This window comes from Lentilactobacillus diolivorans DSM 14421, from assembly GCF_001434255.1.
Lineage (GTDB): Bacteria > Bacillota > Bacilli > Lactobacillales > Lactobacillaceae > Lentilactobacillus > Lentilactobacillus diolivorans.
Map to the genome: position 1 here is coordinate 17660 of NZ_AZEY01000108.1, position 19632 is coordinate 37291.

20 protein-coding genes and 1 riboswitch are annotated in these 19632 nt (G+C 40.0%); of the genes, 11 read left to right on the forward strand and 9 right to left on the reverse strand.

Annotated elements, in window-relative coordinates; translation table 11 throughout:
- Window positions 1–49 precede the first annotated feature (49 nt).
- A complete protein-coding gene (locus FC85_RS14335) occupies window positions 50–1387 on the reverse strand; it encodes a TrkH family potassium uptake protein (protein WP_057866204.1) in 1338 nt (445 codons plus the stop codon).
- A gap of 154 nt (window positions 1388–1541) precedes the next feature.
- Between FC85_RS14335 and codA the strand changes: the two genes are divergently transcribed.
- Complete coding sequence (gene codA / locus FC85_RS14340; RefSeq protein WP_057866205.1) at window positions 1542–2783, forward strand: cytosine deaminase; 1242 nt, start codon at window positions 1542–1544, stop codon at window positions 2781–2783.
- A 202-nt stretch (window positions 2784–2985) separates the two neighbouring features.
- Here codA and FC85_RS14345 read toward each other — a convergent pair whose 3' ends face one another.
- Window positions 2986–3444, reverse strand: coding sequence for a hypothetical protein (locus tag FC85_RS14345; protein ID WP_057866206.1), 459 nt, complete (start codon window positions 3442–3444; stop codon window positions 2986–2988).
- 120 nt (window positions 3445–3564) lie between these two features.
- Here FC85_RS14345 and FC85_RS14350 point away from each other — a divergent pair, with 120 nt between their 5' ends.
- The gene (locus FC85_RS14350) at window positions 3565–4548 is read left to right on the forward strand and encodes a ribonuclease H family protein (RefSeq protein ID WP_057866207.1); all 984 of its coding nucleotides are present in this window, start codon (window positions 3565–3567) and stop codon (window positions 4546–4548) included.
- 373 nt (window positions 4549–4921) lie between these two features.
- Here the strand turns inward: FC85_RS14350 and FC85_RS14355 are convergent, their stop codons facing one another.
- Window positions 4922–5479 (reverse strand): DUF2179 domain-containing protein, encoded by a 558-nt coding sequence (locus tag FC85_RS14355; RefSeq protein ID WP_057866208.1) that lies wholly within the window; start codon window positions 5477–5479, stop codon window positions 4922–4924.
- 214 nt (window positions 5480–5693) lie between these two features.
- Here FC85_RS14355 and FC85_RS14360 point away from each other — a divergent pair, with 214 nt between their 5' ends.
- On the forward strand, window positions 5694–6134 hold the full coding sequence (locus tag FC85_RS14360; protein WP_057866209.1) for a VOC family protein: 441 nt from the start codon (window positions 5694–5696) through the stop codon (window positions 6132–6134).
- Between the two features lie 230 nt (window positions 6135–6364).
- Window positions 6365–7039: a beta-phosphoglucomutase gene (pgmB, locus tag FC85_RS14365; RefSeq protein ID WP_057866210.1), complete on the forward strand. Its 675-nt coding sequence runs from the start codon at window positions 6365–6367 to the stop codon at window positions 7037–7039.
- On the opposite strand, the gene FC85_RS14370 is transcribed toward pgmB, so the two are convergent.
- Complete coding sequence (locus tag FC85_RS14370) at window positions 7021–7389, reverse strand: DUF488 domain-containing protein (protein ID WP_057866211.1); 369 nt, start codon at window positions 7387–7389, stop codon at window positions 7021–7023. The genes pgmB and FC85_RS14370 overlap by 19 nt on opposite strands.
- Before the next feature lie 119 nt (window positions 7390–7508).
- On the opposite strand from FC85_RS14370, the gene FC85_RS14375 reads away from it, so the two are divergent.
- Window positions 7509–8090, forward strand: coding sequence for a DNA-3-methyladenine glycosylase (locus tag FC85_RS14375; protein WP_371862976.1), 582 nt, complete (start codon window positions 7509–7511; stop codon window positions 8088–8090).
- Window positions 8091–8228: 138 nt separating this feature from the next.
- Here FC85_RS14375 and FC85_RS14380 read toward each other — a convergent pair whose 3' ends face one another.
- From FC85_RS14380 to FC85_RS15915, 3 genes are all read right to left on the reverse strand, one after another.
- Window positions 8229–8729 (reverse strand): phosphatidylglycerophosphatase A family protein, encoded by a 501-nt coding sequence (locus tag FC85_RS14380; protein WP_057866212.1) that lies wholly within the window; start codon window positions 8727–8729, stop codon window positions 8229–8231.
- A gap of 285 nt (window positions 8730–9014) precedes the next feature.
- A complete protein-coding gene (map, locus tag FC85_RS14385) occupies window positions 9015–9809 on the reverse strand; it encodes a type I methionyl aminopeptidase (protein ID WP_057866213.1) in 795 nt (264 codons plus the stop codon).
- 215 nt (window positions 9810–10024) lie between these two features.
- Window positions 10025–10192, reverse strand: coding sequence for a hypothetical protein (locus FC85_RS15915; protein WP_169788448.1), 168 nt, complete (start codon window positions 10190–10192; stop codon window positions 10025–10027).
- A gap of 160 nt (window positions 10193–10352) precedes the next feature.
- On the opposite strand from FC85_RS15915, the gene FC85_RS15920 reads away from it, so the two are divergent.
- Both FC85_RS15920 and FC85_RS14390 read left to right on the forward strand, forming a co-directional pair.
- Window positions 10353–10514 (forward strand): hypothetical protein, encoded by a 162-nt coding sequence (locus FC85_RS15920; protein ID WP_169788449.1) that lies wholly within the window; start codon window positions 10353–10355, stop codon window positions 10512–10514.
- 158 nt (window positions 10515–10672) lie between these two features.
- Window positions 10673–12370, forward strand: coding sequence for a phosphoenolpyruvate carboxykinase (ATP) (locus FC85_RS14390; RefSeq protein ID WP_057866214.1), 1698 nt, complete (start codon window positions 10673–10675; stop codon window positions 12368–12370).
- A gap of 525 nt (window positions 12371–12895) precedes the next feature.
- Here the strand turns inward: FC85_RS14390 and FC85_RS14395 are convergent.
- Window positions 12896–13969 (reverse strand): HoxN/HupN/NixA family nickel/cobalt transporter, encoded by a 1074-nt coding sequence (locus FC85_RS14395; RefSeq protein WP_057866215.1) that lies wholly within the window; start codon window positions 13967–13969, stop codon window positions 12896–12898.
- Window positions 13970–14162: 193 nt separating this feature from the next.
- A riboswitch (cobalamin riboswitch) is annotated at window positions 14163–14321 on the reverse strand.
- 237 nt (window positions 14322–14558) lie between these two features.
- Here FC85_RS14395 and FC85_RS14400 point away from each other — a divergent pair.
- Entirely contained in the window at window positions 14559–15443 is an 885-nt protein-coding gene (locus FC85_RS14400; RefSeq protein WP_225427632.1) for a DMT family transporter, read from the forward strand.
- Window positions 15444–15739: 296 nt separating this feature from the next.
- Entirely contained in the window at window positions 15740–16447 is a 708-nt protein-coding gene (locus FC85_RS14405; protein ID WP_057866216.1) for an MIP/aquaporin family protein, read from the forward strand.
- 497 nt (window positions 16448–16944) lie between these two features.
- Here FC85_RS14405 and FC85_RS14410 read toward each other — a convergent pair whose 3' ends face one another.
- Window positions 16945–17514, reverse strand: a complete 570-nt coding sequence (locus FC85_RS14410) for a cob(I)yrinic acid a,c-diamide adenosyltransferase (protein ID WP_186825095.1) — start codon at window positions 17512–17514, stop codon at window positions 16945–16947.
- A 515-nt stretch (window positions 17515–18029) separates the two neighbouring features.
- On the opposite strand from FC85_RS14410, the gene FC85_RS14415 reads away from it, so the two are divergent.
- Window positions 18030–18545: an ECF transporter S component gene (locus tag FC85_RS14415; RefSeq protein ID WP_057866218.1), complete on the forward strand. Its 516-nt coding sequence runs from the start codon at window positions 18030–18032 to the stop codon at window positions 18543–18545.
- Window positions 18542–19624 carry a threonine-phosphate decarboxylase CobD gene (gene cobD / locus FC85_RS14420; protein ID WP_057866219.1) on the forward strand — a complete coding sequence of 361 codons (1083 nt, stop codon included), beginning with the start codon at window positions 18542–18544 and terminating at the stop codon, window positions 19622–19624. The genes FC85_RS14415 and cobD overlap by 4 nt, the downstream gene beginning before the upstream one ends.
- Window positions 19625–19632: the final 8 nt, after the last annotated feature.

The window sequence follows — 19632 nt, forward strand, 5'->3', positions numbered from 1 at the left end:
AAAATCCTCCTTGTCATTTGTAATTGTTATATTGATGTGTTCAGCCGATTTAGCCGATCATAATATTTTCTTCTGGATACCTGAATGCGTCTTCGGGGCGTTTGGATGTCAGTAATGAGTACATGACTGTGAAGACACCAACCCGGCCCATAAACATCAACACGGCAAAGATCAATTTACCGATAATGGTGAGGTGTGGTGTTAGCCCCAATGTTAATCCGGTCGTTCCAAATGCCGAAACGACGTCGAACAGAATATATTCAATCCCGAAATGTTTTGGAATCGTTTCGGTAATCGTTAAAATCAGCGTCGCAATTGATAGCACTACAGCAACTAAGAAAACCAAGGTTAATGACCGCTGAACATTGTCATCTGAAAAGCGGCGGCCCCAAAAAGTTGCATCCCGTTTACCACGCAACGTTGCCCAAACTCGAATTAACAGGATGCCAACGGTTGTTGTCTTTAAACCACCTGCAGTAGATCCTGGTGTCCCACCGATTAACATGAGAATCATGGTGAAAAACATCCCACCCATTGATACCTTGGTCATGGGATAGCTGTAAAAACCAGCGGTTCTGGGCGTTACTGACATAAAATAGGTGTTCATTAGTCGCTGAAAAACAGTTAGGTGTGATTCATTACTGAAGTTACCCTCAGTGATTAAGAAGACAATAAAGCTGATGATAATCAGGCCCAAGTAAGTTGTGAGTGCTAATTTGGTATGTAGACTCAGATAATGATCCTTGCGATATAATAACAGGTCCTTCCACACTAAAAAGCCCAAGGATCCGGAAATAATCAAGCAGGTCAAGACGAATAAGAGGTAGGGGTCGTTTTGAAAGCGGACGAGACTATTATTAAACAAGTCAAACCCCGCATTACAGAACGCGCTGATCGAATGAAAAATGCTATACCCCAGTCCTTTGACAAAACCATAGCGTGGGTAAAAATCAATAAAGATGAGTCCGGTGCCAAGCAATTGAATCGACAGTGATAATTCAATTACCAGCATGACAATACTTCTGGTGTTGGCGAAGGATTGTAAATTCAATGATTGCTGTGTAAGCAGCTGGGTTGTTAAATCCATTTTGCGGCGCATGAAAACAAACAGTAGGACCGCAAAGGACATAAATCCCAAGCCACCAATTTCAACTAAAATTAAAATGACAATTTTGCCAAATAGGCTCCAGTGTAACGCCGTATTAACAACCGTCATTCCCGTGACACAAGTTGCCGAAGTTGCCGTAAAGAATGCGTTAATGTAACTAGTGGCGTGTCCGGCGGCGCTTGAGAACGGTAGTGAAAGCAAAATAGTTCCGATCAAAATAATGCTTAAAAAGCCCAATGTTAAAATTTGTGGTAGGGCAAGTCTTCCCCTTGAACGCATGAGATCTGCCACCTTTCGATAATATTCTATGTGTATTATCTCACATTTGCGGGTGATGTGTTGGATCGAGTGAATGCCTTTTTCTTAATCAGCCAGGGGAATCAGTGTAAGTGCGGTATAATATTGATGACTAATTTTGCAATGGAGGATTAAAATGTTAATAAAAAATGTCCATATTCAGAATGCCCAACCACAGACAGACGTTCGAATTGAAGACGGCAAGTTTGTTGAAATTGCGGCGGATCTTGAACCTAAAGATAATGAACGGGTGATTGACGCGACTGATAAATTGATGTTGCCGCCGTTCGTTGATCCACACGTTCATCTGGACGCAACCCAAACTGCCGGTGATCCGGAATGGAACCAGACCGGGACGTTGTTTGACGGTATTCGGATTTGGAGTGAACGCAAGAAAAAGCTCACAATCGATGATGTGAAATCACGGGCAAAAAAAGCGATTAAAATTCAAGTCTCAAATGGTATTCAATTTGTCCGGAGCCATGTTGATGTCACTGATCCCAACTTAACTGCCTTAAAAGCATTGATTGAAGTGCGTGATGAGATTAAGGATCAGGTTGAATTACAACTGGTTGCGTTCCCTCAAGAAGGTATTCTATCATTTCCGCACGGCAAAGAATTAATGACTGAAGCGGCTAAGCTTGGTGCAGATGTTATCGGTGGCATCCCTCACTTTGAATTTACTCGTGAGTATGCGGTTCAGTCGTTGCAATTCTTGATGAAATTAGCTGAGCAACAGAATAAATTGGTGGATGTTCACTGTGATGAAATTGATGACCCACAGTCTCGAAGCTTGGAAACATTAGCGACCCTGGCTTTAGAAAGTGGCATGGGAGATAAAGTCACTGCCAGTCACACGACAGCGATGGGATCGTACAATGATGCTTACACGTACAAGTTGTTTAGACTGTTAAAAATGTCGCGAATTAACTTTATTGCCAATCCACTGGTCAATACCAATCTGGGTGGCCGATTTGACACCTATCCCAAGCGACGCGGAATGACCCGGGTTAAGGAATTGGCCGCTGATGGGATTAACGTTGCCTTTGGTGAAGACGATATTAAGGATCCATGGTATCCAATGGGGAATGGTAACATGTTGGATCCGGTTGAAATGGGGATTCACGTTGGCCATTTGATGGGCTATGATGATATTCTAAATTCTTATCAATTTATTACCACAAATGGTGCCAAGGCGATGCACATTACTGATCACTATGGCATTAAGGTTGGCATGCCGGCTAATTGTATTATTATGAATAATGATAATTTCTATAACGCATTAAATGAACGTTCTGAAATCCTGTATTCAATCCATCAGGGTAAGATTTTGGTTGAAACTAAGCCTAAAGAAGTTACTAATCACTTTACATTCTAAAAAGATCAAAAAAGCACACTAAGATAAGTTTTGAATTTTAAATCAAAAATCAAAACAAATATTAGTGTGCTTTTTTGAACCGGGCATCCCGGGAATAAATGTTTTTTAAGTGGCGTTGTCCTGATCGTTAATGATACAAGCGATGTCTCATCACGTACCGAATCTGATATTAAAAGTTGAAGGCTACAGGACCAATTATCAACTAAGCGCCCTTGTGTGCCGGGTTTTTCTTAGGTTGCTTCTTTTTAGCCAGTGCGGCTTTGCGCTCTCGTGAACGTTCCTTTAAAATGTTCTTGAGCGTATTAATGTCTTCTTCGTGTTTAACTTTCCACTGCTTATAAGATGTATTAGTATCAGTATCAGTTGGTTTGAGCCCTGTATCCAACCAGAATAGCGATTCCGTTAAGCTCGGAAAATTATGCATCCAAAGTGTCTGCCCATTTTCTGAATCAAACGCAACGTACGAACGGGCATGGCGTTGCAAAAATGTATGTTTACGAATCTTGAATGCTTCCCGTTTTCGAGTTAGACGGTAATCGGGTAAAATATACTTACCTTGTCTTTTTAATCGTGGGAAACGTTCGTTTATTTGATCTGAACGGTCTTTGAGTAACGCCTTGGCTTCATCGACCGTGATCAATGTGGCATTAGTTTGGGTCATATGAATTTGCCCCCTTTATTATTCATTTTCGCATAGATTTATCTAATTGAAAAGTAGATAGAAAGATTATAATCAATTATTAACATTTTTTCTGAAAAATTATTCATTAGGAGCGAAGTTATGAAATACTACGCAGTTAAAAAAGGCCGAAAAACCGGAGTATTTACATCTTGGAACGAAACTGAAAAGTTAGTGAAAGGATATCCCGGAGCCAAATATAAAAGTTTTAAAAATCGAGAGGAAGCTGAAGACTTTATTGGTAAAGCTTCAGCCACGCAATTAGATTTAGGACCAATTAATTCTAAATCCAAGCCAAAAACTGCTTCTCGTAAGCATGAATCAGCTGAAAATTTTGACTTTTCTGATGTGATTACTGAAGAAGGGACAATCATTGTATACACAGATGGCGGTTCTCGTAATCATGGTAACCATTTAGGCGGTCATGTTAAGGCCAGTGACAAGGCGGCGTGGGCTTATTTGATACTAACTGAGACACAACAGGTTTCTAATTCCGGTGGTGAATTTGGCGCGACTAATAATCGAATGGAGATTATGGGATTGCTTCAGGCACTGAACTATTTGATAACGAATGATCTGGAAAAAGAAAAGGTTACGGTCATTACTGATTCAAAGTACGTGTTGGATGCCATTACGAAAGGGTGGCTAGCTGGTTGGAAACGCAAAGGTTGGAAACGTGGCAGTTCGTCTCAGCCGACTGAAAAGCAAACGCTCAAGAATCGAGAACTTTGGCAGCAAATTGACGCTAATTTAGGTAAATTTAGGCAGCTTAATTTTAAGTGGACAAAAGGCCATGCCAGTAATGAGGGTAATAACTTTGTCGATGAATTGCTAAATGAAACGATGGATCGAATGGGGAAAGCCGATTATCAAGCATCGCTGACACCTAAAATAGAGAAACGAACGATGATGCAACAGGCTAAATCAGCCAAAGCGCAGGATCCATCAGATTCCAAACCTTCAAGTAAGAGGATCGGGCAGACTCAGGGTAGTCCAGTTCATGAAAAAATGAGTGATAAAACTAAAAAATCCGTCCAAGATGTTAAGGCAGCCCTTCGGCAAATGGGATTATTTGACGACAAATAATCCGGATTGGGTGTGAAATGATTTCTGGGGAATGTGAATTAGGAGAAACGGTGAAAATGGTTATCCTGCTTAATTGAAGCATGTAACGGCTATAAAAAAATAAAAGAGTCTGGAACAATAGTCATTTATCCAGGTCCTTGTTTATAATAATCACGATTATTACCAAACGGAAACGTAGAAAGAAGGGCAACTTCTGGCAAATGCAGTTAGTTTGGAATTGACTTAACTGTGAATAATAGAATGAATGTTTACCAAAACGTGCAAAGGAGCCACAGCTTCCGGCCATATAAGCCCCTTAACACCATATTCCAAATTCAGGAATATGGTGTTAAGGGGCTTATATTCTGGAAGCTAACCGTGGCTCTTTGCACTCTCACTTATTTACATGATGATACCGCGTATCAACTTCCTTGCTCCAGAATCCGCCCGATAATTGGACAGGTTCCTGGACCATGATAAACGCATCCGGTGACAGCTCCGTAATTTGCTCCATTAAGCGCCGGTCGGCCTTTCTTGGGGCCAAAATACTGAGGACCAGCCGATCGCCATCCCGACCATAGGCCTTACTAACTGTGACACCATAACCCAGATTTCGTAAATTTTCGGCCAATTCCTCATTGTGAGCATGGATCGGATTCTTAGGATCCACTTGAACGGTAACTTGGAAATTGACATATCCTAACGCAATTTTATTCTCAATCACAATGCCAATATAAATCCCGACCCCAAAACCAATTGCATAAGCAGCAATGTTTAATGGACTATCAATATGCTGCAAAGCAATCGCCAGAGCCATAACATAAACAAATTCTTCAAAAACTGCAACGATTGGTGCCAAAAATTGGTGCCCTTTGACGACTAGCATCGTTCGAAAGGTATTGATGGAAATATAAAGCGCATTTAAAACAAAAATTGTAATGGCAAGTTGCATGTCGAATTTCCTCCCAAGTTTAATTTGTAAATAGTGTAGCACTTTTATGATCTAAAACTGTGAAAACATGTTCGAAACGGTTCATTTTGATTAATAGCTACTACTAACGTATCGCGGTATAACAGTCGTTTAAGCACTGTTAACATTGACAACAATCGCAATTAACGGTATTCTGAAATTTGAACCAAATATCATAGTAAGGGTTGCTGACCACATGACAAATATAAAATTAATTCCATATCTAACCTTTGAAAACACGAAAAGTGCCCTTGAATATTACAAGCGGGTATTTGGAGTTACGGATGTGAAGCGCCAAGCACCAACACAAAAACAAGCTGAAGAAATGTCACTTAATCCAGATGTTAATCTTGATAATTTAACGATGAATGCTAGTTTTAGAATCCTTGGGAAAGATGTTTATTGTGCTGACAGTTTCTTAGGAAAACCAGTTGTTTCGTCATTGATTTCATTGATGTTTGAGGTTGATTTACATGATTCTGACGCAGCGTCGGAACTGGAAAGCTTGTACAAACGAGTTGCTGATTCTGAAGAAGTGAAGGTTATTATCACGTTTGAAAAGAAATCAAATGGCAATAAATATGGTCAAGTTGTTGATAAATACGGCGTTACATGGATCTTTAATGCAGTGAAATAAGTGATAATACTGATTTCACTGTATCGTGAGCTTAAAAATCTACATAGTTTGACTAATTAGGCCATTGGAATTAATTAAAAGCGGAGTTGAAAGCAAATCAGTTGTTTTCAACTCCGTTTTGAATACATAATAATAACAAGAATATGGTTGGCTAAGCAGTTGAATGATTAAAGTTGGCAATCATATCAATATCTTATCGAAATTCAAGGACAGAAAGGGATGTGATTACCATGCCTGAATTTGATCACATTAAAGGATTCTTGTTTGACCTTAACGGAATTATTACCGACTCATGGCGCTATCACAGTAAATCATGGCGTGAGATTGCAACCAAATTGGGGATCTCGTGGTCAACTCATTTAGAGGAAGCCATTAAGGGACGGGATCGGATTGACTCTTTAAATGCGATTTTAAAAGCTGGTGGGTTGGAAAATCAATTTTCTGATCAGGAGAAAGAAGCATTGGCTGACGAAAAGAATGCGATTTACCAAACAATGTTAGATAAAATGAATCCAAATGATATTTTACCCGGCATTCTCGATTTTCTTGATGAATTAACCCGTAACCATTATCAAATGATCATTGCATCGGCCTCTGCAAATGCGCCCAAGGAAATTCAAAAGTTGGAACTGCAAACCTATTTTCCATTAATTGTTGATATTAACCAAATTAAGCATAATAAACCGGCACCGGATGTTTTTGCCAAAGCAGCTGAAATTCTGGGCTTGCAGCCAGATGAGTGTGTCGGAATTGATGATGGTATTGTTGGGGTTGAATCAATTAATGCAGCGAAAATCGTTTCAATTGGGGTTGGTGATCCACGGGTCTTACATGAAGCCGACATTCATTTCACGACAACGAAAGAATTGACGTTGCAAAATATTCGTCAGGCTTGGCCTAAGTGATTTTCAAGATATTGTTTTAAGACAACGGCTTGATTATTTTCTCGATCTTTAGCGCCAAACAATAAAATGACGTTGTCACTTTTTAATTTATCCGCTACCATTGAAATAAAGTCGCTGGTTTTGGGATTATCATTAAGCTCGGCTATGTATTTGGCCTTGAAATCGGGAAACTTTTCCGGATCATGAGAAAACCAGGAACGCAACTCTTTGCTTGGGGCAATTTCCTTTTCCCATTCATCCAATTTGGCGTTGACCTTGGAAATTCCGCGCGGCCATAGGCGATCTACCAATACCCGGTATCCTGACAAGTCTTGTGGTTTATCGTAAATGCGTTCTAGTTTTAATTCCATGAAAATTCCTCCTAATAATTAATTTAAGTATCTCTGAAAGGGGTTGAGAACAATTGAGACACTATGATCCATTTTATGCCAGTGCGCCAACTAATCAAATTGCAAAAGAAATGTTGGGGATGCTGCTTACATACGATTCACCCAAAGGGCTGGTTGGTGGCTGGATTGTCGAAACCGAAGCTTATATGGGGCAAAAAGATTCGGCTGCCCACGCGTTTGGTGGTCGACGAACTGCATCCAACGAACCACTATACGGCCCCCCAGGTACAGTTTACATCTATTCGATTCATGGGCGTTATCTTCTTGATGTCGCCGCTCAAGAAAAAGATGTGCCGCAGGGGGTTCTAATTCGTGCTGTTGAGCCAACCATTGGTCAAAAAATTATGCTGGCTAATCGTAAAAAGCATGGATTTGACTTAACAAATGGTCCGGGAAAATTAATGGAAGCTTTTGGGATTGCCGATAAAGAGATGAACTTTGAGATTTTTGGCGATCATTCAAAACTGGCGATTGATCAGCAACGCAAAAAAGCCCCTGCACAAATCGAAACATCTAATCGAATTGGGGTTGCAAACCAAGGAGATTGGGCAACACGCCCGCTCCGTTATTTTGTTAAAGGTAATCCTTATGTTTCGGGAATTAAAAAACGGGATGTTGATCAGGAAAACTTTGGCTGGACAGTTCCTGTCAAGAAAGATTAAGTGAAGTGGCATATCAAGACAAATGAGGTTAAGAAGCTGGGACAATCATCGCTTTTATCCAGCTTCTTTTTTGATTTTCGATGATAATAAACTTTAAATGGAAATTTCATATTTGTTTATCTGGCTGAAACGAAACGGCTAGTTATTCTGGTGAGCAATTTTTGCTGAAACCGCACTGGCAATCGCACCCACAATATCGTCAATAAACGTGTTTGAGGTGCCGTCTTTAGCTTCGTCCAACTGTTTCACAATTCCGGACTTGTCGCGATCGATATAGCCGTAATTAGTGACACCAATTGTGCCATAGATGTTGGCAATGTTTAACGCAATTCCTTCGTCGACGCCGAAAACGCCAGAGTCATTCATGATAATACTTTCAAGGGGTTCTTTTAATAATCCCTGAGTAGCCAGTCGGTCTAATTCAAGACCAACCATTGCGTTATTCAGAACTTCTCGCTTATGCAGGACATCTGTGGTGGCCTTGCGGGCTTCGTCCATTGTGATGTCGGGAATAAATTGTTGCTGCATCTTGAATGCTAATTTAGAAATATCTTCGGGTGTAACACCACGTTCTTCTAATGCACTAATGACAAAGTTATAGGCAGCAGTATCTGGAAACTTAAAGTTTTTATTGTTCATGACTGATTTTCCTTTCTTAATTGATAATGATTAATTAATTGGTTCTCCTACTTCAAGTGTAGCGATTTGGAAGTAGAATGGCCAAGTTTAAGGCTTCTTTAATCTAAGATTTTCTTGAGAGTGATGTGCAATTAACTTCCATTTTAGATTGTTACTTAGTAATAGGTGTCATGATAATAAAAGAGACCGAGGCAAATTCATTTATTTGTCTCGGCCTCTTTTATTATCATGACATTGCGATAACGTCCTAAGTGATTTAGACACCTGATTTTTAATGTTTAAGAATTATAGTAGATATTTTTTGTCGATATCGGGGTCTTGGGATGTTAGGATCTTTGGACCATCTTTAGTGATTGCCAAAGTATGCTCGTATTGAGCGGATGGGGTTCCATCTGCTGAAACATAGTAGGTCCAATCGTCAGCTTTATCATAGCGATCTTTAATTTCCCAAGTACCAGTGTTAACCATTGGCTCAATGGTGATAGTCATGCCTTCTTTAAGCCGGAGACCGTGACCAGGAACACCATATGCCGGAACGTTTGGCTCTTCATGAATTGATGGTTGAATACCATGACCAATGAGTTCACGGACATCGCCCATGTGATTTTCGTCTTCCACATAAGTTTGAATGGCGGCACCAATATCACCAAGACGATTACCGATGACAGCTTGGTCAATGCCTAAATAGAGGCCCTTGCGAGTGACATCCATTAACTTCTTGATTTCGGGTTTGACTTCGCCAACCGCGTAGGTCCAGCAAGAATCACTTTCGAAGCCATCCTTGTTAACACACATATCAACTTTAAGCACATCACCGTTTTGTAAGGCTAGTCCCTTACGAGGAATACCATGAGCGACTTCATCGTTGATGGAAATACAAGTCGCAAACTTGTAGCCGTCAAAGCCCATTTCTGAAGGATAAGCGTCATGATCCTTAATAAATTTACGAGCAAACATTTCGATGTCCCAAGTATCTAGACCAGGTTTGATGATTTTGCGGAGTGCCTTATGAACACCAGCCAAAACTGCACCAGACTCAGCCATTTTTTCAATTTCACGTGGTGATTTAATTGTAATCAATTATTTTTGCTCCCTTAAAAATATTTTTATTAATTCTAACACTTATTTATCATACTACTAATTTTTAGCATAAACGAAAAAGGCCTCGAGCAAAACGGCAGTTCTGTCTCAACCTTGATAACCAACATTAGCCCCAATTAGGGGGGGCAGCGAGCTGGATTCAGCACAAAAGGCTATTAGACCCAGCAATTTGACACAACAAATTCATGGATCACTTACGCTTCATCAATAATTCCCTTCTGGAGTGCCTCCAGAATTAACTTGACCTCGGTAATTTTTGAATCGACCAAGTATTCCATTGTTTCATTTTTATCCTTTTTAGCTGAACTCATTTGATCATTAAGAAACTTAAGCTGATCGTGCAAGTATTCGGTTAATTTCATATCAATCACCTCACAGGTCCTCTATAACTATATTATATATCATTACTGGCAAGTTGCCATTAATATCTACCCTGGCGACTAGTTTACATGCTTTATAGCCAAAATAGCAATTGATTTGTTTACACATTAGAATTATTCTAAAGTATGGAGGCGATTTGATATGGTAAATAATATTTGGTTACGTTGGTTCTTTGTTCTATTTTATATTGTCATGTTTGTGTTACTTTACCTTGGCAGCAGCATGATTGTCATGTACATGATGGTGATTGGGATGTTGGGGGAAGCGCTGGTCAGTTTACTGCAGTATTACGAAAAGAAATGACAAACCTGGCTGACGAATGAACTAAAGCGTTACATAATGAGTTTCGGTTGTTGCTTAAGCTTGTCGCTCGGAAATAAATTAGGCTAAAAGTTTAAGCAAACATCGAAAGTGACATACAATTAAGCTGTAAGTAATTCTTGGGGAAGAAGGGATGTTACATGGTAAAGGATAAAATAGATACTCCGGCACTTTACGTAAATCCAGACCGTAGTGTTGCCGTGATCGATTACAGCAAAAAATTTGTTAAAAATGCTTTTCAACTTGCTAATAGTGATGAGTTTCGCCAATTAGCAGCGTTATATTTGGACAATGACAGTTATCACAATACGCCTTCTGAATTTAGCCAAGTGTCAGTTGACGACTTTATGAATACGATGAAGGATATTTTAATAGACCGGATGGCTGATTTAAAGTATCCTGTTCGGGATATTTTAGATACGGTAAAAGATTTCTATGCCTTTTATCGATCATTGTTACGGGTTTCAACGATTAATATGCATCAAAATGATATTGTTGCCAATAACTTTATGAATATTGACAATCATTTTAATGAATTGGTTCTTGAGCTCTATCGTAACGTTGAGGAAAAATTGCAGGGACATGCCAATCATCTTTATCGACAGGTCAACGCGGGGACCAACGCTTGTATTTTGACGCAAACAATTAAATGGCCTGTTCCGGATATTTATGAAAAGTTGGCTGGCATTCAGTTTATTGATACATTAATGGTTCGGCCACCAATGATGGTGCATACTAAGAGCAATAAGCGTGAGGGAACCTTTAGTGAGACCCGGCAAAATCCAATTGATAATTTTACTGGTCATCGTGACAGCTGGTACTGTTACCCTGCCTGGGTCGGCGAAAGCTTAGCTTATATTTACTTTGACCGTGATTACTTTGCCAATGGGATCGCACTTGGCAATCTGTTTCATTTAGCAGATCGGCAAACGGTTCAGGGACGCAAACCGGACATTATTTTATTGTTTGGTTCCAAGGGAGCGGAATCTGATAACGACGATGGCTGTCACTATTATTATGATGACCAGAATCATATTTATGTTGGTCAAGTGCCTTATAATGACAAGACAACTTATTTTGGCTACATGAAGAAGATGGTATTAACGTTGCATAATCTTCACATGATTAACGTGCATAAGCTGCCAATTCATGGTTCTATGGTTAATATTACGTTCTCAAACGGTAAAACAAAATCGGTTGTCTTCTTTGGCGATAGTGGTGCCGGTAAATCTGAAGCAATTGAAGCACTTCAGGAGGTTGCCAACGACAAAATTATCAGTATTGAAACGATCTTTGATGACATGGGTAGTTTTACATTAACCAAAGATGGTAATGATATTTATGCGCAAGGAACGGAAACAGGTGCCTTTGTCCGTTTGGATGATCTGAGTTCGGAAGTTGCTTTCAGTAATATGGATTTGGGAATTTATATGAATCCGGAGTTATCTAATGCCCGATGCATTATTCCGGCTAACAGTTATGAGGAAATCATCAAGCATCATCCAGTTGACATGTGGCTTTATGCCAATAATTACGATTCAGATATTGGGGTTCACCGGTTTGAAGACGAAGATGCGGCCAAGGATGTCTTTGTTTCAGGTAAGCGAAAAGCACTGGGAACAACGGACGAAGTTGGCATGAGTACGACGTTCTTCGCTAACCCGTTTGGTCCGGTTCAACGGCAAAAGGATACGCAGCCAATCATTGATAAAGTCTTCCACACAATGTTTAAGAAGGGAACATTTGTCGGTGAAATCTATACCCACCTGGGTAATGACAAGAAGAAGTCGAGTTTAAACGAATCGGCGGAGAAGTTGTTGGAACTGATGATGAAGTAAAGAGTGCTCAAGCAAACGGTTAGCTCCCAGAATATAAGCCCCCAATTCCAATATCCCTGATTTTGGGATGTTGGAATTGGGGGCTTATATGGCCGGGAGCTGTTTGCTTGAGCACGTTTCGGCAAAATAACCAGTCCATTTAGCTTGGAAGCATCAAAGACCATTGGCTTATATGGCCGGAGACTGCTTGGCTCAGCACGTTTCGGCATGGCAGCCAGATTGGTTTTGGGGCATGGCCGTTAAGCCGCTTGTGCCAGTCCATTTGGTTTGGAAATATTACTATTTTAGGCTCAAGTGCTACTGACATCGAAACATTGAACTTGGGCAAAGTTTCAAGCTTATAATTGCAAAGGCTAGAGCAGCTTCCTGGCCATATAAAACAGGATCCAGTCAGAAACTGACAAAATCAGCTTCTGACTGGATCCTTGTTTTGTTACATTGATAGTTAACCGCTTTTTATCCCGCGCTGCTTGTATTCTGTAAGCTAATCGTTTGGTGAATCACGCGCATACTTTAGTAAAGCTACTAATGTCGTGCGTTTTCTGCTTGATCGATCTTTTGATATTCTTCGTCTTTTTTCTTCAATTGCTCATCTTTGGCCTTTAAGTCAAATACTCGCCAACAAACCAACGCAATTGTCCAAGTTAATGCAAATAAGCAAACCAATAAAATACCTAAAATATTGAAATTCAAAGCTTGGGCCCATTTGATGATGGTTGAATGCCAGTGTAATTCAGTCCCAAGTGCCTGTAAAACATCAACAATGCCAACAAAGAAGGCGGCAGTTACTGATAATCCGGTTAAAGCTAAATTATAGTAGACTTTTCGGAACGGGGATGAGAAGACCCAACTATAAGCAGTACTCATGAACAAACCATCGCTGGTATCCATTAAGCACATTCCAGCAGTAAATAAAATTGGAAATGAGAAAACAGCAAACCAAGGAACCCCTTTACTGGTTGCGACGGCCGAAGTGGCCAGAACCGCAATTTGAGTTGCGGTATCAAATCCCAGCCCAAACAGGAAACCAACACAAATGACCTGCCAGCTGTGATTGATTAAGTTTAGACTCTTTTTGAATATTCGAAAAATTCGGGTGTTCGTCGAAGCATTTGCCTGCTTAAAATCGCCGGAATTGATCTCCTTAAACGATTTCCAAATGCCAACTAGAATCAGTAGGTTGATTGATCCCAACAAGAGCAACATGAATCCGGCAAACAATGTACCAAAAACACCGCCGAGGTCCTGTAGTTTAGGTAATTGATTTTTTGACCATTCAACGAAGAAAATGGTAATCAACGCCATGATGACCACGACTAAAGAATGCCCCAGTGAGAAATAAAAACCAACGCCATGGGTGTTTTTGCCGTCATTAACAAGTTTCCTGGTCATGTTGTCAATTGCCGTAATATGGTCAACGTCAAAGGCGTGCTGCAGACCAAAAGTGAACGATAAGAAGGCCATCGCCAATAGTGATGGGTAACGGGTCAAGTACGATAAAACCAGCGCCCAGCCGGCGATAAATAATACTAAAATATAAGTTCCAAACTTAAGAATATCCGGCCGAAGCGCATAGTGATGTTGAAGATTAGCTTCCAAAATAATTACCTCCACAAATTTTTTAGTAACTTGTGGTTAACAATAACTAAGAGAAAAACCGACTGATTGATCTTATTCAGCATTGCGTTGTTGTATCACTCTTAGTTTTGATAATTAATATTCCCTTTAGCACAGACGTTACGATCACGTTTGGTTGAAAAGTTTATTAATTAACAAAGTCAGCCCTAAGAAACTTTGTTATTAAGCTATTGTTCATATCCTGACTTGATTTCGACTGACAGCCTACATCTTCCCAGTTACCCAGTGATTGTCGTAGCGTCATCCATCATGCAGTACAAGAGACTGTAAAGGATTTGAACCCTTTTCCGAACCAATAACCTTTTTACTTAACGGGGTGAGACTAACACAGGAATTTGTGACTATTTTATTGTGATAAAAGGCGCAATGAATACTATCCTAATGGTCTTTAAATCATCCTGTTACTGTGAGTAAGACTATTTTGTCTGTTTGATTGTGAAAATACGCTAAATTTAGCGTATTTTCGTAAAAGTTGGGTATAAAAATAGCACAAAACGAGAATAAAGTGGGCTCCGACAATTCAAATTAACTTTAAAAGATGGTGACAAAGTTGGAAAAATCAATTGAAACAAAAAAACGGGCAGTTGGCATTGTAGTTTTATCGGCATTATTGTATGCGTTTTATCCACCGGTTGCAAAAATACTATTACATCATTGTCCACCAATTATTTTAGTGGCGCTCCTTTATTTAGGAACCGGGATTGGCATGCTCATTATATTCCCTATTATTTCTTGGCTTTCTCCAAAGAAGCATCATGAGCAATCGATTCAGAAAAGCGATGGATTAACATTGGTGGGGGTCATTGTTGCAAACATTATTGCAGGAATTTTAATGAACTTGGGAATTGAATATTCGAGTGCTGCCAGTGCTTCATTACTTGGAAATTTTGAAGTTGTTGCCACAACCCTTTTAGCAGCAGCTTTATTTCATGAACCGGTTAGCAGGAAGCTATGGCTTGCAGTCGGCGTTGTTTTTGTGGCCAGCTGTTTATTGAGTATTCGCAATTTTGAAAAATTCACAATTTCATGGGGCGCAATTCTGGTTATTTTGGCAACTTTTTGCTGGGGGATGGAGAATAATTTTACGAAAGTATTGTCAAAACGTGATCCCCTCCAGGTTGTCATAGTTAAGGGGTTGGGAGTTGGTGTCGGAAGCCTGTTGATTTCGGTATTGAGCCATGAAAACTGGCCATCATTAAAAACAATACTCATTGCAGGGTTATTGGGGTTTGTTTCGTTTGGCCTCAGCATATTCTTCTATATTCTTGCACAACGCTATATTGGGGCTGCCAAGACTAGTGCTTACTATGCAATTGCACCATTTCTTTCAGTGATTTTAGCAATTGTCTTTTTAGGAGAAACAATTACTTTTCAATTTATCATTGCGTTAAGTCTCATGATTATTGGCAGTTATTTGGTCACTGTGGCCAATTGACCAAGCGAAAATTAAGTAGAACAACTCTGAATTGATTCAAAAATGGATTAAGTTGTCGCGGATAGACGACAACGAGGCAGGTATTTTTAATTCATCTGTAAAGAAGTAAACATAGTGAAATCTTGATAATTCAGCAATGTAATCGGTACCATTTTGACATTTGTTAATTTTTTGCTTTCACACTCAACATTCATGTCATTTTTAATGGTAATACTATGAAAATAGTCCTAAGCGACCATGCTAAAATAAAAGCGTTAATTGTGATTTAACAAACTAATCAAAGGTGGGTGACATGTATGCATGGTTTTATTGGTGAATTTTTTGGCACAATGATTCTCATTTTATTCGGTGCCGGTACAGGTGCTGGATTAAATTTGAAAAAAACATATGCCAAAGGGTCAGATTGGACGTTTGTGTGCCTCTCATGGGGTATCGCTGTTACTATGGGAGTTTACGTGGCAGGTTCTCTAGGGTCTGATGGTCATTTGAACCCAGCCGTTACAATTCCATTTGCAATTTTTGGATTCTTCCCATGGTCTGATGTGCTGCCATACTTGGCAGGTCAATTTTTAGGAGCGTTTGTTGGGGCCACAATTGTTGCGATTCAATTTGCTCCACATTTCAAACAAACGCCAGATGCGCAATCGGGTAATGTTGTTGGAATCTTTGCAACAATGCCGGCAATTAAAAATCCATTATTTAATTTCCTGTCAGAAATATTCGCAACGTTTGCTTTTATTTTTGTTCTTCTGAATCTCGGCAATTTTACTGTTGGTTTAAAACCATTTATTGTTGGAACTTTGATCTTCGTTGTCGGAACTGGTCTTGGAACGACCACCGGGTTTGCGATCAATCCAGCCCGGGACTGGGGACCACGGCTTGCTTATACGCTGCTGCCGATTCCAAATAAAACCAGTGCCCATTGGGAATATTCATGGGTCCCAATGTTTGGTCCACTAATTGGTGGTTCAATTGCTGCATGTTTGCAGTTCTTTATCAAATAAATTTTGTTTGATAATGATGAAGTCCTTACTTGAGGTTAATTATCCAAGAATAATCGCAAGGCTTTTTAACTAGATCCTTGGGGTAAAGAATTTAGTTTGACCATCGAGTTTAAACAAATCAAATGAAAAAGCACGTTGCATTGCGCCCGTTCTCAGACGTTGTGCGACGTGCTTTTTTGGTGGGGTAATTGTTACCGGATTTACCCGTTTTTGAGAAGATTTTCACCAGAGTGGGCCAGTGAGCGATTAGATCCCAGAATATAAGCCCCCTAACTTGATATTCCCGATTTTGGAATGTTAAGTTAGGGGGCTTATATGGCCGGGGTCTGCTTGCTGGCGCACGTTTTCACTCGGTAAATCAACAAATTATTACTGAGATAAAACGTGAAACAGAGAGGCAGCTCCCGGCCGTATAAGTGACTGATTCAAATATTCCAGAATCAGAATATTCGAATCAGTCACTTATACTCTGGGAGCTAAACGCCCTCTGTCTCACTCTACCTGAATATTCGCCGACTATTTCGATACTGCACATCCGGTTTTCCCTCCAAGAAGTTAGCGTATCTTGCCGCAGCGAAGAAATAATCCGATAGTCGGTTAATAAAGACTAGAACCTTTGAATTGATTTCAGCCTTTCCCTGCAATGTCACGATCCGACGCTCTGTTCGTCTTGTCACTGTTCGATCAACGTGCAATGCGGCTGCTGTTGCTGTTCCTCCTGGAAGGATAAATTTATCGACTTGGGGCACAACCTTGGTGTATTCGTCTATCCGGCTTTCCAGCCATTTTAAAGGATCTAAGTCTCTGCCAAAAATAAAGGGTCGTTTGGCATTGTCGCCAGGATTGGCAAGATCGTTTCCGGCATCAAAAAGTAGTTGTTGGATTTCTTCTAATTCTGGCTGCAATTTGGCCGTCTTTTCAGTAAGGGTTGTAATGGTGAAGCCGACCTGAGAGTTGAGTTCATCAACCGATCCATATGCCTCAACCCGATCATCATCTTTGCTCACGATGTGCTTGTTGATGATCCGTGTTTGGCCTTTATCACCAGTTTTAGTATATATTTTCACGAGTATGCCTCCGCCTTTCATTTTGAAATCATTTTAAATTCATTGTACAGAGATTGATTAGAACAAAACTATTAAAAAATGACGTGCGATTTCTTAGATGAAAAATCAATTGATTATTGACAAAAATTTGACGGTTAAAGCGTCTCAAAGTCAAAATTGTAGTATTAGAGGCGCATTATCTTGTGATTACGCATTGATATTGTCGAATCAGCACTAATTCCGGACGATCGTAGCCTGTATGCTAAGAACACCCAAGAGAACGAATCCCCGAGGTATCATAATTCCGCTTGTATTCTTACCAAGCGAGTTAAAAGTCGGTCGCCACAATTTTGCACGAATTAAGTAATGTATAAACAAAATTGTTGAATCCTTCACTAAGTATTGAAACCGGTGTCAATAATACGTTAATCTTTTTACTGGAGCTTGGCAGTGCTGTTTTAGCTGACGAGTAGCACAGGACATGTTCTGAATACATCCTTTTAGGCTTCTTAAATTTTTGAAATGAAGGTGTCACAATGACTCAATCACTTAGATTAAAGCGACTGACACTGGTCGCAGTTTTACTGGCGTTGTGTGTGGTGGGGGCTAATGTCAAGATCATGGGCTCGATTGCCTTTGATTCCGCGCCGGCTTTCCTGGGGGCAATTTTACTTGGTCCGATTGATGGTGCGTTTTTAGGCTTTTTTGGGCATATGGTTTCAGCTGCATTATCGGGATTTCCATTGACACTGCCGATTCATTTAGTGATTGCTGTAATGATGGCCATCTGCATGTTTGCCTTTGGTTGGATTCGGAAACGATTTGGCCGCAGTCGCTTGGCAACAATCGTTATTTCAGACATCGTCGGCTATTTGATTAATGTCCCCCTTGAGATTGCACCGTTGTACTTGATGATGAATGCTGCCATTTTTGCCTTTTTTATTCCGCTGACAATTGCGACTGTGCTTAATTTAGTTGTTTGTGAATTGGTTTATGCATTCTTGCCACAGTCGATTAAGACTAAGCCGTATTTAAGGAGTGAAATAAAATGAAAGTCATTCATGGTGGAAATCGTGAGGAAATTAGTCGAAAAACAGGCGTCGATGCTGATGAATTAATTGATTTTAGTGCCAACATTAATCCGCTTGGCCTATCTTCAAAGTTGGCACGAGTTATCCAACAAGCCATTCCGGACGTGATTTATTATCCTAATCCCAAGTATCCCGAATTGAAGCACGCCATCGCGAGCCATTATGAGGTGAATGATGATGACGTCTTTGTCGGCAACGGGGCAGTTCAAATGATTTTTGACACTGCAGTTGCCCTTAAATCTAAAACGGCTTTGGTTTTAGCTCCGACATTTGGCGAATATGAACGGTCATTGTCCCGGGCTGGTGCTAAAGTTGAGCATTACATCCTAAGCCCAATTAATAACTTTCAAGTCAATGTTGATCACTTACTGGACTACTTGATGGATCATCCCCAAATCGACTTGATTTGTCTGTGTAATCCTAATAATCCAACTGGGCAAGTTATCGCACCCGAAAAAGTGCAGCGGTTAGCAAAATATTGTCGAACTCATCAAATTTGGTTGATTTTGGATGAAGCATTTATGGATTTTGTTGCTGAAGATTCATTGAGTTATTTACATTTATTAGATCCAAGTGATCCGGTTATCATTATTCGTTCGGCAACTAAATTCTTTGCGATTCCGGGCTTACGGCTTGGATTTGCAATGACAAAAAATGAATCGTTAAAGCAGCAATTGAGTATGCAGTCCGAACCGTGGTCGGTCAATACACTTGCCCAAAAATTTGGTGAACATATGTATGAAGATCAGGCTTACATTGACCGAACTTATGACTGGTTGCAACAGGAAAAGGACTATCTATATCAACAACTACAGACGATTCCGTATTTAAGTGTTTATCCATCAAAAGTTAACTACTATTTATTAAAGAGTAAGGTGCCAAATTTGCGTGAGAAACTATGGCCGCTAAAAATTATGATTCGTGATTGTTCCGACTATTACGAATTAGGATCCAAATATTATCGCGTGGCTGTTCGATCACATCAGGAAAACGAACAGTTAATTGCGGCGCTGAAAAAGCTGACTGCCAATGTGTTGTAGGTTAAAGA

What these genes read in the sequence shown, in the direction of transcription:
- FC85_RS14360 (WP_057866209.1), top strand. Translation starts at nt 5,694, where the DNA reads ATGACAAATATAAAATTAATTCCATATCTAACCTTTGAAAACACGAAA.
- FC85_RS14350 (WP_057866207.1), top strand. Translation starts at nt 3,565, where the DNA reads ATGAAATACTACGCAGTTAAAAAAGGCCGAAAAACCGGAGTATTTACA.
- codA (WP_057866205.1), top strand. Translation starts at nt 1,542, where the DNA reads ATGTTAATAAAAAATGTCCATATTCAGAATGCCCAACCACAGACAGAC.
- FC85_RS14335 (WP_057866204.1), bottom strand. Translation starts at nt 1,387, where the DNA reads ATGCGTTCAAGGGGAAGACTTGCCCTACCACAAATTTTAACATTGGGC.
- FC85_RS14390 (WP_057866214.1), top strand. Translation starts at nt 10,673, where the DNA reads ATGGTAAAGGATAAAATAGATACTCCGGCACTTTACGTAAATCCAGAC.
- FC85_RS14345 (WP_057866206.1), bottom strand. Translation starts at nt 3,444, where the DNA reads ATGACCCAAACTAATGCCACATTGATCACGGTCGATGAAGCCAAGGCG.
- cobD (WP_057866219.1), top strand. Translation starts at nt 18,542, where the DNA reads ATGAAAGTCATTCATGGTGGAAATCGTGAGGAAATTAGTCGAAAAACA.
- FC85_RS14405 (WP_057866216.1), top strand. Translation starts at nt 15,740, where the DNA reads ATGCATGGTTTTATTGGTGAATTTTTTGGCACAATGATTCTCATTTTA.
- FC85_RS14355 (WP_057866208.1), bottom strand. Translation starts at nt 5,479, where the DNA reads ATGCAACTTGCCATTACAATTTTTGTTTTAAATGCGCTTTATATTTCC.
- pgmB (WP_057866210.1), top strand. Translation starts at nt 6,365, where the DNA reads ATGCCTGAATTTGATCACATTAAAGGATTCTTGTTTGACCTTAACGGA.
- FC85_RS15915 (WP_169788448.1), bottom strand. Translation starts at nt 10,192, where the DNA reads ATGAAATTAACCGAATACTTGCACGATCAGCTTAAGTTTCTTAATGAT.
- FC85_RS14375 (WP_371862976.1), top strand. Translation starts at nt 7,509, where the DNA reads ATGCTGCTTACATACGATTCACCCAAAGGGCTGGTTGGTGGCTGGATT.
- FC85_RS14415 (WP_057866218.1), top strand. Translation starts at nt 18,030, where the DNA reads ATGACTCAATCACTTAGATTAAAGCGACTGACACTGGTCGCAGTTTTA.
- FC85_RS14380 (WP_057866212.1), bottom strand. Translation starts at nt 8,729, where the DNA reads ATGAACAATAAAAACTTTAAGTTTCCAGATACTGCTGCCTATAACTTT.
- FC85_RS15920 (WP_169788449.1), top strand. Translation starts at nt 10,353, where the DNA reads ATGGTAAATAATATTTGGTTACGTTGGTTCTTTGTTCTATTTTATATT.
- FC85_RS14370 (WP_057866211.1), bottom strand. Translation starts at nt 7,389, where the DNA reads ATGGAATTAAAACTAGAACGCATTTACGATAAACCACAAGACTTGTCA.